Genomic DNA, 14284 nt, shown 5'->3' with positions numbered 1-14284 from the left:
TCTCCGGCCAGGTGGGAGGTCCCGGCCGGATGGATGAACGTCGTGCTTCAGCCGCCGGCCAGGCACTCGTTGAGCTGCTCGACAAGCTGTTTGGCGCCGTCCTTGGGCGAGATGCCGCCATCGGCGACCTGCTGCGCGTTGTCGGTCAGGATCGAGCGGTAGCAGTTCGGATAGGAGCCGACGAAGTAAGGCGGCATGCCATCGATCGCGTGTGAGGCGGCCTTGTTGGTGATGGCGATGAGCGGATCGCTTGCGACCGAGGGATCGGCCATCGCCGCCGCACTTGCATTGTAGCGCGAGAGCAGCTTGGCCCAGCGCAGCATCTGCTCCTTGGCGGTGACATAGGCCGCGAACTCGAAGGCCACCTTGGCGTTCTTGTTGGGGGCGACACCGATGAACTCGTAGCCCTTGATGCCGCCGTAGTCGCCGGCATTCTTGCCGGGCACCAGCACGTAATCATATTTGAGGCCCGAGGTCTTGGCCGCATCGGCATAGGTCGGATTGACCCATGGGCCGACCAGATGGAAGGCGAGCTGGTTCGAGATGAACAGGTCCTTGGTCGCCTGGTCGTTGCGGCTGGTGCCGCTGGTGTAAGGCTTCATGTCGACGAACATCTGCAGCGCATCCGCATATTTCGCTTCATTGATCCTGGTTTTATTGGCCGCGAAATCCACACCCCACTCGTCCGGTTTCGCGACGCCCGCATAGGTGTCGACGATCGACTGCCAGCTCTGCGTCTGGTCGGGCACAGCATATTTTCCGGACGCCTTGACCTTCTCCATCTGCGAGAGCCAGTCGGCCCAGTCCTTGATCGGCGCGGCGGTGTCGACGCCGGCGTTCCGCAGGACGGTCAGGTTGCGGAACATGAACGAGCCGTAGCCGGTATAGGGCAGGCAATACATGGTCTCGGGCTTCGGCGTGCACATGGCGATCAGCGCCGGATCGAACGAGTCGCGATATTCCTTCGGCGTCGCCATGAAGTCGGCATAGATGTTCTTGAGCGCGCCGGCTTCGACGAGCGTGGCGCCGACATTGGTGCCGTTCATGTACACGTCGGGAATATTCCCGGACGCGGCCCCGGTGACCTGGCCGGTCGTGAGATCATCATCGCCCTTGCCGGAAATGTTGATGGTTACGTTCGGATGGGTCTTGCGGAATTCGTCGATGAAGGACTGCTGGAGCTTGAGCGCATCGCCCTGCGCGAAATCCGAATAGACCCAGTATTCGAGCGTAACCGGTTCGTCGGCGCGAGCCCCACCGATCGAGGCGGCCGCAGCGAGCGCGGCAAAGCCGGCCGCATGCATGTAGCGTGTCAAGTTCATTCAGACCTCCATTGAATTGTTGAAAGGTTCCCGGTCGAGGCATCGCCAGGATCGACCCATAGCGTTTGTTGCTCTTATTATGTTACGCACCTTAACAAACAAAATCGGACAGCCGCAAGTGGGCAGCAGATAAATTTGTTCGGACGGCTCTGGAAGGGTTCGGGATGCGCGGTTTGGTCGGCGGGTCAGGCGCCGACCAGCAACTCGCAGGCATGGTCGGCGGCGATCTTCTCGATGCCGAGCACGGTCGCGTCGGCGCCGAGGCTGCTTGCGTGGATTTCGGTCGGATAGCTCAACCTGCCGACGGTTTCCCGCACATAGGGCAGCATGATGGCATTGTCGCCAATGCCGCCGCCAAGCACCACGATCCCCGGATCGATGACACCGACGCAAGCGGAGACGATGGCGCCGATGTCTTCGGCATGAAGCTTGACCTGCGCAAGGGCCGCCTCATCACCCTGGCTGGCCAGGGCGAACAGCGCCGCCGTATCGGCGGGCGCCGCACCGGCACGCTGTGGCCAGGCGGTGCGGACCCGCTGCATCAACACCTCGGCGCCAACATAATCCTCCAGGCCGACAGCCTGCGGCCGCAAACCCGGCCCCCACGGAAACGGCAGATGGCCGATCTCGCCGGCACCGCCATTGCGGCCACGGATCAGCTTGCCGCCAAGCACCACGCCCATGCCGATCTTCACGCCGATCTGAACATAGGCGAAATCCTGCAGGCCGCGCGCCGTGCCGTGGCTTTGCTCCGCCAATGCAGCGCAATTGACGTTGTTCTCCAGCAACAGCGGCACACCTGGCGGAGAAGCGAAATGCGAGAACAGGTTCTCCTGGCCTGTCGCCGCCTCAACTGCATTGTCCGCGTTGTCGGCGACAACGCGCGAGGGCAGCGCGATGCCAAGGGCACGCAGCTTGCCCCAACCTGGCTCCGTCAAGGCAAGCGTCGCCTCGACCTCTTCAGCCACCGCCCGGCTGATCTCGGCGTTGAGATGGCGCTGGTTGGAAGACAGGCGATAGATGCGGTGATGCAGCAGGCGCCTGTCGAGCGTGGCGACGCGCGTGCGCACATGGGTCGAACCGGCGTCGATGGCGATCACATGACCGGCGCCAGGACCAAGCCGATACATCGCCGCCTTGCGACCGAGCGCGCCCTGGACCTCGCCGATCTTCTCGACATAGCCGGCATCGTCAAGCTCGGAAATCGACGAGGATAGCGTCGGCCGCGACAGTCCGAGCGCCGAGCCGAGTTGGGGGCGCGTCGCCGGGCCCTCCTGGAAAAGCGTGCGGAACACGGAGCGTGCGCTGGACGTGAAATTGGCCCTTATGTCAGCCTCGCTCAACCGGTTCTGCTTCACATGGTCTCCTAAAGTTAATCAACTTGACAAAATCTATAGATGGCGCGATCCAGAACTTCAAATCGATTGTCCCGCGTAAAGTGCCTGAAACTTCGCCAACTGAAAATCCTCGGCATTCGCCGGCGCAAAACCAACGGTGGAAAGATCCCGAATGACCGACGGCAGGAACGATCTGGAAATTGGCTATAATGTCCCCGCAGCAATAGGCGACCGGGTCGAGGACATCCAGACACCGGCGCTGATCGTCGATCTCGCCGCTTTCGAACGGAATGTCGAGCGCATGCGCGGCTACGTCGAAAGCATGAACGTCCGGCTACGCGCTCACGCCAAGACGCACAAGTCGGCCGACATAGCACGCTACCAGATGGCAAAAGGCGGCGCGTGCGGCGTCTGTTGCCAGAAGGTGTCGGAAGCCGAAGCGCTGGTACGCGGTGGCATCAGCGACGTCCTCGTCTCCAACGAGGTGACCGGCCCGCTCAAGATCAAGCGCCTTGCGCGGCTGGCCAAGGACGCCCGCATCATCGTCTGCGTCGATGACGCCGCCAACATCGCGGCGCTGTCGGCGGCGGCACAAGACGCGGGTTCAACGATCGAGGTGCTCGTCGAGATCGACTGCGGCGCCCGCCGCTGCGGTGTCCAGCCCGGCGGGCCGGTGCTGGGGCTTGCACGCGTCGCCGCCGCCGCCCCCAACCTCGTCTTTTCCGGACTGCAGGCCTATCACGGCACCGCGCAGCACATCGTCGACCCGGCGGAGCGAAGCGCCGAAATCGCCTTGGCCGTGGACATGACCCGTGACACAGTGCAGCTGTTGAAGCAGCATGGTCTCGACTGCGCGATTGTCGGCGGCGCCGGCACCGGCAGCTTCGACATGGAAGGCAGTTCAGGCGTCTACAACGAGCTGCAATGCGGCTCCTACGTCTTCATGGATGCGCACTACGGCCGGGTTCGCGGCGACAACGGCGTGGTCGGCGGGTTCGAACATGCGTTGTTCGTGCTGACATCCATCATGAGCAAGACCGAGGCGACACGGGCTGTGTGCGACGCCGGCCACAAGGCGGTGGCGGTCGACAGCGGCCCGCCTGTGGTATTCGGCCGGCCCGGCATCACCTACCTGGTCGCCAATGACGAGCACGGCAAGATCGATGATCCCGGCAATCTGCTCGCCATCAACGACCTGCTCTGGCTGGTGCCCGGGCATTGCGACCCGACTTCCAACCTTCATGACTGGTTTGTCGGCATTCGCAACGGCAAGGTCGAGACGCTGTGGCCGGTTACGGCACGCGGCAAGCTCTACTGACGGCGCTCCGCTTGCCTCATGTGGTCAGCGGCTGAAACCGGCCCGGCGGGGAAGCCGCCAGTTCCGTCCAGTCGATCTCTTCTTCCAGGCGGTGATAGGCCTCGTCGCCGATCGTGCCGTTGCGGCGCAGTTCCTCCAGCGCATCGCGCTGGCTCTTGACGGCATAGAGACGCAATTTGTCGTACTCGGTCACCGCCTTGGCGTCGTCGGGATTTTCAGCAAGCGTGCGCTGCGCCGAGTACTGCTCGCGCACCGCGGCCGCCGCGTTCGAGGTCTTGCCGCTCAACACGTTCAATGCCGCCTGCATGATGGCGATGCGCGCCTGCGTCACCTCCCGCTCGACCGTCTCATCCGGCTCGAGGTCAAGGACGCGCAGCAACGGCTTCAGGCTCATGCCTTGCAGCACCAGCGTGCCGAGCACGACCGCGAAGGCGGCGAGCACGATTGGGTCGCGGCCGGGAAAATCGTGAGGCAAGGCAAACGCCGCCACAAGGGTGACGAGGCCACGCATGCCGCACCAGCCGATCAGCACGCCACCGCGAAGCGATGGCGCCTCCCGTCGCTGCTCGGCACTGCCGAAACGCGCCATTGCCCTGAGGACCACCCCACAGCCGAGCACCCACACGAGACGCGAAACGATGACCACCGCCAGAACCGTCGCTGCAAACAGGAAGGCATCGACCTGTCCGGCGCCGGCGAGCCGCTCGACGATCGATCGCGCCTGCAGGCCCATCAGCACGAAGGCCAGAACATTGAGCACGAAAACAGCGGTTTCCCAGACCGAATAGGAACTGACGCGCCTTCTGGCCGACATGTGGCGCGGCGCGGTACGCGCGATGGTCATGGCGTAGACGACGATGGTGATGATGGCGGAAAGGCCCAGCCTGTCGGCCAGGATCCAGACGCCGAACGTGCCTGCGAACTGAAGCACGGTGCTGCTCGCGGCGTCTTCGATGCGCCCAAGCGTAGCCAGGGCCAGGCGGCCGAGCGCGTAGCCGGCAACAAGGCTGCCAACCGTCGACAACACAATCACCGGCGCGGCACTGCTCAACAGGATCGGGCCGAGCGCGGCGGCGACAGCTATGCGGTAGATCAGCAGAGCGGTGGCGTCGTTGAGCAGGCTTTCCCCCTGCAGGATGGCGGTGATGCGGTGCGGCACCTTGAACTGGCCAAGCACGGCCGAAGCCGCGACGGCGTCGGGCGGCGCGACGATGGCGCCAAGGGCAATGGCCGCCGCGATCGGCAGGCCCGCCATTTTCCATCCGACCAGCGCCACGGTAACCGTCGTGAAGAGCACGGCACCAAGCGCCAGCAGCACCAGTGGCACGCGGTAGCGATTGAGATCGCGCAGCGATGTATCGTAGGCGGCATCGAGCAGCACCGGCGCGATGAACAGGGCAAGCGCAAGCTCGGGGTCGATCTCGATCTTCGGCACACCGGGCAGGAAGGCGATGCCCGCGCCCGCCAGGGCCAGCAAGGAAGGATACGGCACCTGAACGCGCCGTGACACCGCCGTCAGCGCAACGGCAATCAGCAAAAGGACGAGCGTCAGTTCGAAAAGGGCCATGCTGTATCGTAGCCGTCGAACGAAGCGTTTGGCAGTAGCAAAGTCACCAAAGGGAATGCTCTCGCGACACACACTGCGGCCATTGATGCCGCACCCGACGTTGCAAAATCCCGCACCGTTGGGAGTACCCGATCAAGCACTCCAACTGGCTGCAAGCGCCTAGTGCAGCACCAGCATGTCGCTCGAGGAGAAGGAAATCTCGGCCTTCTCGCCGACTGCGGGTGGCGGAGCCGCCGGACTGTTGAACGTATCCAGCGACACCGTGTTGCCACCGATGCCGACACGAACCCGGATGACCGAGCCGAGGAAGTGCACTTCGGCGATTTCGCCCGACAGGCTGGAGTCGCGGCCAGGCTGGCGTCCGAGCGAAATGGCTTCCGGCCGCAGCGCCAGCGACAGCGTGTCGCCGGACTTTGAGCCGTTGAGCTTGCCCTTCAGCGAGACGTGTTCGTTGTTGACCCGCACGGTGCCTGCCGCGGCATCGGTGACGGTGCCTTCGAGCACGTTGAGCGTGCCAACGAAATTGGCGACGAACTTGGTCGCCGGCCGGTTGTAGATCTCGAATGGGGTGCCGACCTGTTCGGCCTTGCCGCCATACATGACGGCGATACGGTCGGAGATCGACAGCGCCTCTTCCTGATCATGGGTGACGAAGATGGTGGTGATGCCCAGCTTCTTCTGGATCGAGCGGATTTCCTCGCGCAGCGACACGCGCACCTTGGCGTCGAGCGCAGACAGCGGTTCGTCGAGCAAAAGCAGCTTCGGCTTCGGCGCGATAGCGCGGGCCAGCGCGATACGCTGCTGCTGGCCACCGGACAGCTGGTAGGGATAGCGGTCCGCCATCTGCGGCAGTTTGATGATGCCGAGCATTTCGGCGACACGGGCATCGATGTCCGCCTTGGCCATGCCCGCCACCTTCAGGCCGAAGCCGATATTCTGCGCCACCGTCAGGTTGGGAAACAGTGCATACGCCTGGAACACCATGCCGACATTGCGCTGGTTGGGTTTCAGTCGGGTGATGTCCTTGCCAGCCACGACAATCTTGCCCGCGGATGGCTCCTCGAAGCCGGCGACCATGCGCAGCACGGTCGTCTTGCCGCACCCCGATGGCCCGAGGAAGGAAACGAACTCGCCGCGCTCGACGTCGAGATTGAAATCCTCCACGACCGTGGTGGCGCCGAAGGACTTTCGCACATGCTGGATGGAGAGGAACGGGTCGGCCATGGCTTTTTCTTTCGGTCAGTACTTTTCGATCAGTTTGGGCGGTTCGCCGACTTCGGCGCGAAGCGGGACAGAACCTGGATCAGCGACATGCAGCCCCAGGTGATGGCGAAGGCAATGATGGCAAGCGCTGCTGGTTCATAGGCGCGGTTGGCGCCGATGTTCTGCAGATATGGCCCGAAGGCCGGTCGGTTGAGCAGGCTTGCCATGGTGAACTCACCAATGACGATGGCGAAGGTCAGGAAGGCGCCTGAAAGCACCGCGATCAGTACGTTTGGCAGGATGACGCGGGTGACAATCGTCCCCCAGCCGGCGCCGAGTATCTGTGCTGCTTCCGTCAGCGTCCGCACATCAATGGTACGAAGCCCTGTGTCCACGGCGCGGTACATGTAGGGCAGCGCCAATGTGGCATAGCCGATGACCAGCAAGGCATTGGTGCCCGTGTCGGTCGCCAGGAACGGCAGCGGCGAATTCGAGCCATACATCCTGATGTAACCGAAGACGATGACAATTGCCGGGATGACCAGCGGCAGCAGTGTGATGAACTCGACGATCGGCCGCAATTGCGGCAGGCGTAGCCGTATCCAGTAGGCCGCCGGCACCACGATGAGCACGCCGAGAATGATGGTGAAGATGGCGGCAAGCACCGAATAGCCGAACGTCGCCTGGAAGCGTGCGTCACCAAGGACGACCTTGTAGGCGTCCAGGGAATAGACACCGCGCCGCATGCGCATGGAGAACTCCACTGTCGCGATCAGCGGAATGAAGAAATAGGCCGCGCCCAGCGCGAAGACGACCCAGGCCCAGAACCTGCCAGCCTTCATTTCAGCCACCTCTCGGAACGGGTGCGGAACCAGATATAGAAGACATTGGCGAGGCCGGTGATGACGATCATGCCGAAGGCAATGGCGTAGCCAAGGTGCGCATTGTGCAGCACGTCGCCCCGGATCTGTGCATAGAGCACGATGGGAATGATGTTGAGCGACGAACCGGTCAGCGCATAGGCGGTGGCGATGGCGCCGAAGGCATTGGCGAACAAGAGGATCACAGTGCCGAGGAAGCTCGGCCAGATCACCGGAATGACCACCATGCGCCAGTACTGCGACATGGTCGCACCCAGCGTTGCGGCGGCCTCGCCCCATTCCTTCTTCAACCCATCGATGGCCGGAACGATGATGACCACCATCAGGGGAATCTGGAAATAGACATAGGTCAGCGTCAGACCCCAGAACGACAGGATGTTGAAGCCGTGCGCATAGATGTTGAGGCCGAACACGGTGTTCAGGATCACCGTGGCCAAGCCGAGCCGGCCGAGTGTCGCAAGGAAGGCGAAGGCCAGTGGCACGCCGGCAAAATTCGAGGCAACGCCGGAAAACGTCAGCGTCGCGGAACGTATCCAGTCCGGCAGTCCCCCGCGCACGATGGCGATGGCGATGGCAAGGCCCGCAAAGGCGCCGATCAACGACGAAGCGAGGCTGATCTTGATCGAGATCCAGTAGGCGGCGAGAATGCTTGGCAGCTTGCAGTTGCCATCGACCCAGGACATCCACGAGTCGTACTGGCACTGCATATAGTTCGCCAAATTCGGCGGGTCGAAGATGCCCACTATGTTGTTGAAAGTGAATTCGCCAGCGTCGTTCTGGAATGCGCCCAGCATGAGATAGAGCGTGGGCAGGATCAGGAACATGATGGCGAAGATGAAGAACGGCGCAACGCCGAGCCACTGCGTTGGCAGCCTGAGGCTGCGCGCCTCGGCGGGGGGCGCGGTTTTGCCGGCAACAGCCTGATCGGAAAATGGGAGATCGGTCATGCGCCAGCTACCGTCTTGGAGAGGGAAACCGGGCGGCCTCTTAGCCGCCCGGCATGTCGTGTCTAGAACTTACTTGACGTTGGCGCCGACGACGGCGTCCCAGTTCTTGGTGATGGCTTCCTTGGACTTGGCCTGTTCGTCGAGCGTCGGGAACACTGCCGAGGCATAGGATTCTGCCGGCGGCAGCTTGGCCAGCACGTCCGCCGGGATCTTGCCGTTCTTGGCGAGATCGTTGAAGCGGATCGGGTGGCAATAGCCCTTCAGCCAGCCAATCTGGCCTTCGTCGGAGTACAGGTATTCCAGCCACAGCTTGGCAGCGTTCGGGTGCGGCGCGTAGGCGCTGATCGCCTGCACGTAGACGCCGGCGACGACACCGGTCTTCGGCACGACGACGTCGACGGGCGGATTGCCCTTCAGCGTGTCGCGGCCGGCGAGCGCGTTGTAGTCCCAGGTGATCAGGATCGGCGTCTGGCCCTGGGCCAGCGTGGCGGCCTTGCCGATGACCGGCACGAAATTGCCCGCGGCGTTGAGCTTCTTGAAGAAGTCGAGACCAGCGGTACCGGCGGCTTCACCAGCGGCGGCACCCGTCGACAGACCAGCGGCATAGACGCCCTGGATAGCCTGGTTCGAGGCGCGCGGATCGCCGGCCAGCGCGACGGTGTTCGCAAATTCCGGCTTCAACAGGTCGGCCCAGTCAGCCGGAGCTGTCTTGACGAGATCCTTGTTCACCTGGAACGAAAGCACGCCGTAATAGTCACCGGTCCAGTAGCCTTCCGCATCCTTGGCGCTGTCGGGGATCGAGTCCCAGGTCGACACCTTGTAAGGCTGGATCAGGCCATCCTTCTTGGCGGACGGACCGAAGGACAGGCCGACGTCGATGACGTCGGGCGCCTGCGGACCCTTGTTGTCCTTGTTGGCCTTGATCGCCTCGATCTCGTCGCCGGAGCCGGCATCGGGGTTGAGCTCGTTGACGGTGATTTCCGGATACTTGGCCTTGAAGCCGGCGATGACGTCGCCGTAGCCGCACCAGTCATGCGGCAAGGCGATGGTGGTGAGCTGACCTTCAGCCTTTGCAGCCTTGACGAGATCGTCCAGCGAAGCCGCGGACGAAATCACCGACGACACCATCAGGGTCGCGGCCGAAAGGGAAAGCACTTTCCCCGTGAATTTGAACATGTGTTCTCTCCGTTGAACTGACGCCGTTGGACGCCTGCGATCCCGGTATCGCTTTCATGTGACAGCCAGATGAAAGCTTTGTGAAACCGTGTGCTCGCAGTACGAAAAAGTAAACTCTTTTTAACCGGTTGTAGCAATCGCCTTGCGACTCTTTTTCCGGCTAATTAGTTCCTGCCTTGCCCTTCATCCTCCCCCCTTGGTTTTCGAATCCCTTTCGAGATCAATTTCCTCTGCCCGAAAACATGTCAGACGGTGCCGGCGATGGCGTTTTCGAGCAACGTCAAGGCCGCCTTCTTGGTCAGCTTGACCGGATTGCCGCCCGCCGTCGGGTCGACGACAGCCATGTCGGCGATCAGGCCCTTGCGCTTCTTGTCCATGTCCAGCCCTTTGATCAGGCCTGGCAGCGCATGCGGCACCTTCAATTCCTTGCGCAGCTTGATGATCGCCTTGGCGAAACCGTCGAAGCCGCCCTTGATGCCGCAATAGGCGGCGAGCCTGGCAATGCGCTCCTCGATGGAGTCGCGGTTGAAGGCCAGCACATAGGGCATGAACACGGCATTGGTCATGCCATGATGGGTGTCATAGAGCGCGCCGATCGGATGCGACAGCGAATGGATGGCGCCAAGTCCCTTTTGGAAGGCGGTGGCGCCCATGGCGGCGGCGCTCATCATATGGGCGCGCGCGACAAGGTCCTTGCCGTTGGCAAAGGCCTTCGGCAGGTTCTCGAACACGAGACGGACACCTTCGACGGCAATGCCGTCGGCCATCGGATGATAACCCGGCGCACAATAAGCCTCGAGGCAGTGGGCAAGCGCGTCCATGCCGGTGCCGGCGGTGATGAAGCCGGGCATGCCGACCGACAGTTCCGGATCGGCAATGACGATGGCCGGCAGCAGCTTGGGATGGAAGATGACCTTCTTGGTATGGGTCTCCTCATTGGTGATGACGCCGGCGCGGCCGACTTCCGATCCGGTGCCGGCCGTGGTCGGCACCGCGATGATCGGAGCGATCGCATCCGAATTGGCTCTGGTCCACCAGTCGCCGACATCCTCGAAATCCCAAACCGGCCTCGTCTGGCCGGCCTGGAAGGCGATCAGCTTGCCGAGATCGAGCGCCGAGCCACCGCCGAAGGCGATCACGCCGTCATGCTTGCCCTTCTTGAACACCTCGATGCCGGCGGTCAGGTTGGACTCGACCGGGTTCGGCCTCACCTCGGAGAAGACGCCATAGGGGACCTTGGCGTCGTCGAGGATCTTCAGCGTCGAGGCCACGACCGGAAGTTTGGCCAGGCCGGGATCGGTGACGAACAGCGGCCGCTTGATGCCGATGGCCTCCAGTACTTCCGGCAGTTCCTTGATGCGCCCGGCGCCGAAGCGGACGGTGGTGGGGTAATTCCATTTGGAGATGAGCTTGGACATTTTTTGTCTTTCAAAAATCAGATGATTTCGCGCAGGTGGAACGACTTCGGCCTGGTCAGGTTGTCGTAGCCGATGGCTGACAAACCCGCGCCCTTGCCGGTGTCCTTGACGCCGGTCCAGACCAGCGCCGGATCGAGATAGTCGCAGCGGTTCATGAACACGGTGCCGGTCTCGACGCGGTCGCCGATCGCCACCGCATGCTCCGTATCGCGTGTCCAGATCGAGGCGGTCAGCCCGTACGGGCTGTCGTTCATCAGCGCGATCGCCTCCTCGTCGTTGCGCACCTTCATGATGCCGACGATCGGGCCAAAACTTTCCTCGCGCATGACGCTCATCTGATGGTTGACCTCGGTCAGCACTTCGGGCGCGAGGTAGGGCGAGCCCGCCTTGTCATTAGCCACCTTCATATTGATGTGCGCCACCGCCCCCTTGCGCAGCGCCTCGGCCTTCTGCTCACGGATCAGGTCGGCGAAACGCGCCTGCGCCATCGGTCCCATCGTGGTGGCCTGTTCCAGCGGATTGCCGACGACATAGTTCTTCGTCTCGGCGATGAAGCCTTCGACGAACTGGTCGTAGACCTTCTCGTGCACGTAGACGCGCTCGATGCCACAGCAGCACTGGCCGGAATTGTAGAAGGCGCCGTCAACGAGGTTGGCCACCGCATGGTCCAGCTTGGCGTCGGGCAGCACATAGGCTGGGTCCTTGCCGCCGAGCTCGAGGCCGAGCGACATGAAGGTGCCCGCCGCCGCCTTCTCGATGGCGCGGCCGCCGGCGACCGAGCCGGTGAAGTTGACATGGTCGATCTTGCCGGAGCCGAGCAGCTTCTCGGTCTGCGCATGGTTGAGAACGATGTTCTGGAACACGCCCTTGGGCAGATCGACCTTGTCGAAAGCCTGCTGAAAACGCTCACCGACCAGCAGCGTCTGCGCCGCATGTTTGAGGATCACGGCATTGCCCGCCATCAACGCCGGCACGATGGTGTTGACGGCGGTCAGATAGGGATAGTTCCACGGCGCGATGACCATGACCACGCCAAGCGGAGCCTTCTTCACATAGCGCCGGAAACCGTCCTTGGGATTGGAGGCCGGCAACGGCCGCAACGCAGCTTCCGCGATCTCGACCATGTAGTTGGTGCGTTCCTTGACACCGCCGAACTCGCCGCCATAACGCACCGGACGACCCATCTGCCAGGCGATTTCCGGCACGATCTCGTCGGTCATCGCGACCAGTGCTTCCAGCATGGCAAGCATGTATTTGCCGCGCTCGACGATCGGCGTCTGCGCCCATTTCTCCTGCGCCGCTTTGGCGCGCTCGACCGCGGCATTGATTGCCTGGTCCGTGGCGACAGGCCGCTCCGCATAGATCGAGCCATCGATGGGGGATATGAGTTTGACCGTCTCGGTCATCGTTTAAGTCCTCGCACTTCTCTAACAATCGAAAAATCATATGGCCTGGTGCCGCCCCTCACCCTCTCACAGTGAAGAACGGGGAGAGGGGGTCGCCGGCGTTGGAGCGCTTTCCTTCTCCCCGTCACTATACGGGGAGAAGGTGCCGGCAGGCGGATGAGGGGCGGCGCCGACGTCGCCAGCCAGTCTAATTCTAGTACCGCTCGAACCCTCTGTGCAGTTCCCAATCCGTGATCCGGCGGTCGTATTCGAACTGTTCCCATTTCGCGGTGTGGACGTAATGTTCCAGCACATCTTCGCCGAGCGCTTGCTTCAGCATCTTCGACTTCGTCAATGTCTCGGTCGCATCACGCAGCGTCTTTGGAATCTCCGGCAAACGAGATGCCTGGTAGGCGTCGCCGACGAAAGGTTTCTGCAGTTCGAGCTTCTCGTCGATGCCGGCAAGACCCGCGGCGATCAGCGCGGCGAAGGCCAGATAGGGGTTGAGGTCGGCGCCGCCGATGCGGCATTCCATCCGGATGCCCTTGGTGCCTTCCCCGCACAGCCTAAAGCCGGCGGTGCGGTTGTCCTCGCTCCACATGATCTTGGTCGGCGCGAAGGTGCCGGCCTGGAAGCGCTTGTAGGAGTTGATGTAGGGCGCCAGGAACCACGTGAACTCCTTGGCATATTTGAGCTGCCCGGCCGCCCATTGCTGGCCGAGCGTCGACAGCGTCCAGTCAGCTTGCTTGTCGAAGAACAAGGGCGTCTTGCCGTCGGCGCTCCACAGCGAATTGTGGATGTGGCTGGAATTGCCGGCGAGTCCGTAATTGTACTTGGCCATGAAGGAGATGGCCTTGCCTTCCGACTCCGCGATTTCCTTGGCGCCGTTCTTCAGGATGACGTGGCGATCGGCCATGTCGAGCGCCTCGGCGTAGCGCACATTGATCTCTTCCTGGCCCGGACCCCATTCACCCTTGGAGTTCTCGATCGGAATGCCCGCGGCTTCCATCTCGTTGCGAAGCCGGCGCATGACGCCTTCTTCCTTGGTGGTGATGCCGATCTGGTAGTCGCCGATATAAGGCGATGCCGTGTCGAGACCTTGCCAGTGCTTCTTGCGGGCGGAATCGTAGGTTTCGCTGAACAGGTAGAATTCGAGCTCGGAGGCGAAATAGCCGATATAGCCGCGTTCCGTCAGCCGCTTGACCTGCTTCTTGAGGATGGCGCGCGGCGAATGCGGCAGGTCGTCATGGGTGTGGTGGTCGAGCACGTCGCAGATCACCAGCGCCGTCTTTTCCAGCCACGGAATGCGCCGAAGCGTCGACAGGTCTGGCTTCATGACGAAGTCGCCATAGCCCTTCGACCAGCTCGCCGCCTTGTAGCCCGGCACCGGTTCCATATCGATGTCGGCGGCCAGCAGATAATTGCAGCCATGCGTCTCGTCATGCGCGGAATCGACGAAATACTGCGCCAGGAACCGTTTTCCCGCCAGCCGGCCCTGCATGTCGACGATGCATGCCAGCACCGTGTCGATCTCGCCTGCCTGAACGGCTTTCTTCAACTGATCGAACGAGAAATTTCCTGCCATTCTTTTCACACTCCGGCTTGCCGTTTCGGCTTGTCGCTTGAAGGGCCCATCACCTTGAAGGGACCTATGACTTGAAGGGACTTATCGCTTTGAAAGGTGCAGAAAACCATGGCCAGCAGAACGCTGGCCATGGCCCAGAGGATAG

At 62.3% G+C, this 14284-nt stretch carries 11 protein-coding genes; 1 reads left to right on the top strand and 10 read right to left on the bottom strand.

Annotated elements, in window-relative coordinates:
• Positions 1–47: 47 nt before the first annotated feature.
• Positions 48–1322, bottom strand: coding sequence for an ABC transporter substrate-binding protein (locus ABVQ20_RS25695; RefSeq protein ID WP_354462464.1), 1275 nt, complete (start codon positions 1320–1322; stop codon positions 48–50).
• 185 nt (positions 1323–1507) lie between these two features.
• Positions 1508–2680, bottom strand: a complete 1173-nt coding sequence (locus ABVQ20_RS25690; protein ID WP_354462463.1) for an ROK family transcriptional regulator — start codon at positions 2678–2680, stop codon at positions 1508–1510.
• Positions 2681–2831: 151 nt separating this feature from the next.
• Between ABVQ20_RS25690 and ABVQ20_RS25685 the strand changes: the two genes are divergently transcribed.
• Positions 2832–3977, top strand: a complete 1146-nt coding sequence (locus tag ABVQ20_RS25685; RefSeq protein ID WP_354462462.1) for a DSD1 family PLP-dependent enzyme — start codon at positions 2832–2834, stop codon at positions 3975–3977.
• Positions 3978–3993: 16 nt separating this feature from the next.
• On the opposite strand, the gene ABVQ20_RS25680 is transcribed toward ABVQ20_RS25685, so the two are convergent.
• The 8 genes from ABVQ20_RS25680 to ABVQ20_RS25645 form a co-directional block, all read right to left on the bottom strand.
• Positions 3994–5544 carry a cation:proton antiporter gene (locus ABVQ20_RS25680; RefSeq protein ID WP_354462461.1) on the bottom strand — a complete coding sequence of 517 codons (1551 nt, stop codon included), beginning with the start codon at positions 5542–5544 and terminating at the stop codon, positions 3994–3996.
• Between the two features lie 159 nt (positions 5545–5703).
• Positions 5704–6768: an ABC transporter ATP-binding protein gene (locus ABVQ20_RS25675; RefSeq protein ID WP_354462460.1), complete on the bottom strand. Its 1065-nt coding sequence runs from the start codon at positions 6766–6768 to the stop codon at positions 5704–5706.
• A gap of 29 nt (positions 6769–6797) precedes the next feature.
• Positions 6798–7589, bottom strand: coding sequence for an ABC transporter permease (locus tag ABVQ20_RS25670; protein ID WP_354462459.1), 792 nt, complete (start codon positions 7587–7589; stop codon positions 6798–6800).
• A complete protein-coding gene (locus tag ABVQ20_RS25665; RefSeq protein ID WP_354462458.1) occupies positions 7586–8575 on the bottom strand; it encodes an ABC transporter permease in 990 nt (329 codons plus the stop codon). The genes ABVQ20_RS25670 and ABVQ20_RS25665 overlap by 4 nt, the downstream gene beginning before the upstream one ends.
• 69 nt (positions 8576–8644) lie before the next feature.
• A complete protein-coding gene (locus ABVQ20_RS25660; protein ID WP_354462457.1) occupies positions 8645–9751 on the bottom strand; it encodes an ABC transporter substrate-binding protein in 1107 nt (368 codons plus the stop codon).
• A 245-nt stretch (positions 9752–9996) separates the two neighbouring features.
• Entirely contained in the window at positions 9997–11169 is a 1173-nt protein-coding gene (locus ABVQ20_RS25655) for an iron-containing alcohol dehydrogenase (RefSeq protein ID WP_354462456.1), read from the bottom strand.
• A gap of 17 nt (positions 11170–11186) precedes the next feature.
• Entirely contained in the window at positions 11187–12575 is a 1389-nt protein-coding gene (locus ABVQ20_RS25650) for an aldehyde dehydrogenase family protein (RefSeq protein ID WP_354462455.1), read from the bottom strand.
• Positions 12576–12768: 193 nt separating this feature from the next.
• Positions 12769–14139 (bottom strand): glutamine synthetase family protein, encoded by a 1371-nt coding sequence (locus tag ABVQ20_RS25645; RefSeq protein ID WP_354462454.1) that lies wholly within the window; start codon positions 14137–14139, stop codon positions 12769–12771.
• Between the last annotated feature and the right edge of the window lie 145 nt (positions 14140–14284).

The sequence above is a fragment of the Mesorhizobium shangrilense genome (assembly GCF_040537815.1).
Lineage (GTDB): Bacteria > Pseudomonadota > Alphaproteobacteria > Rhizobiales > Rhizobiaceae > Mesorhizobium > Mesorhizobium shangrilense.
This window is presented reverse-complemented; position numbering and strand designations above follow the sequence as displayed.

Excerpts from the sequence above, each read along its gene's own strand:
- ABVQ20_RS25695 (WP_354462464.1), bottom strand. The coding sequence starts at position 1,322 with ATGAACTTGACACGCTACATGCATGCGGCCGGCTTTGCCGCGCTCGCT.
- ABVQ20_RS25685 (WP_354462462.1), top strand. The coding sequence starts at position 2,832 with ATGACCGACGGCAGGAACGATCTGGAAATTGGCTATAATGTCCCCGCA.
- ABVQ20_RS25680 (WP_354462461.1), bottom strand. The coding sequence starts at position 5,544 with ATGGCCCTTTTCGAACTGACGCTCGTCCTTTTGCTGATTGCCGTTGCG.
- ABVQ20_RS25675 (WP_354462460.1), bottom strand. The coding sequence starts at position 6,768 with ATGGCCGACCCGTTCCTCTCCATCCAGCATGTGCGAAAGTCCTTCGGC.
- ABVQ20_RS25670 (WP_354462459.1), bottom strand. The coding sequence starts at position 7,589 with ATGAAGGCTGGCAGGTTCTGGGCCTGGGTCGTCTTCGCGCTGGGCGCG.
- ABVQ20_RS25665 (WP_354462458.1), bottom strand. The coding sequence starts at position 8,575 with ATGACCGATCTCCCATTTTCCGATCAGGCTGTTGCCGGCAAAACCGCG.
- ABVQ20_RS25660 (WP_354462457.1), bottom strand. The coding sequence starts at position 9,751 with ATGTTCAAATTCACGGGGAAAGTGCTTTCCCTTTCGGCCGCGACCCTG.
- ABVQ20_RS25655 (WP_354462456.1), bottom strand. The coding sequence starts at position 11,169 with ATGTCCAAGCTCATCTCCAAATGGAATTACCCCACCACCGTCCGCTTC.
- ABVQ20_RS25650 (WP_354462455.1), bottom strand. The coding sequence starts at position 12,575 with ATGACCGAGACGGTCAAACTCATATCCCCCATCGATGGCTCGATCTAT.
- ABVQ20_RS25645 (WP_354462454.1), bottom strand. The coding sequence starts at position 14,139 with ATGGCAGGAAATTTCTCGTTCGATCAGTTGAAGAAAGCCGTTCAGGCA.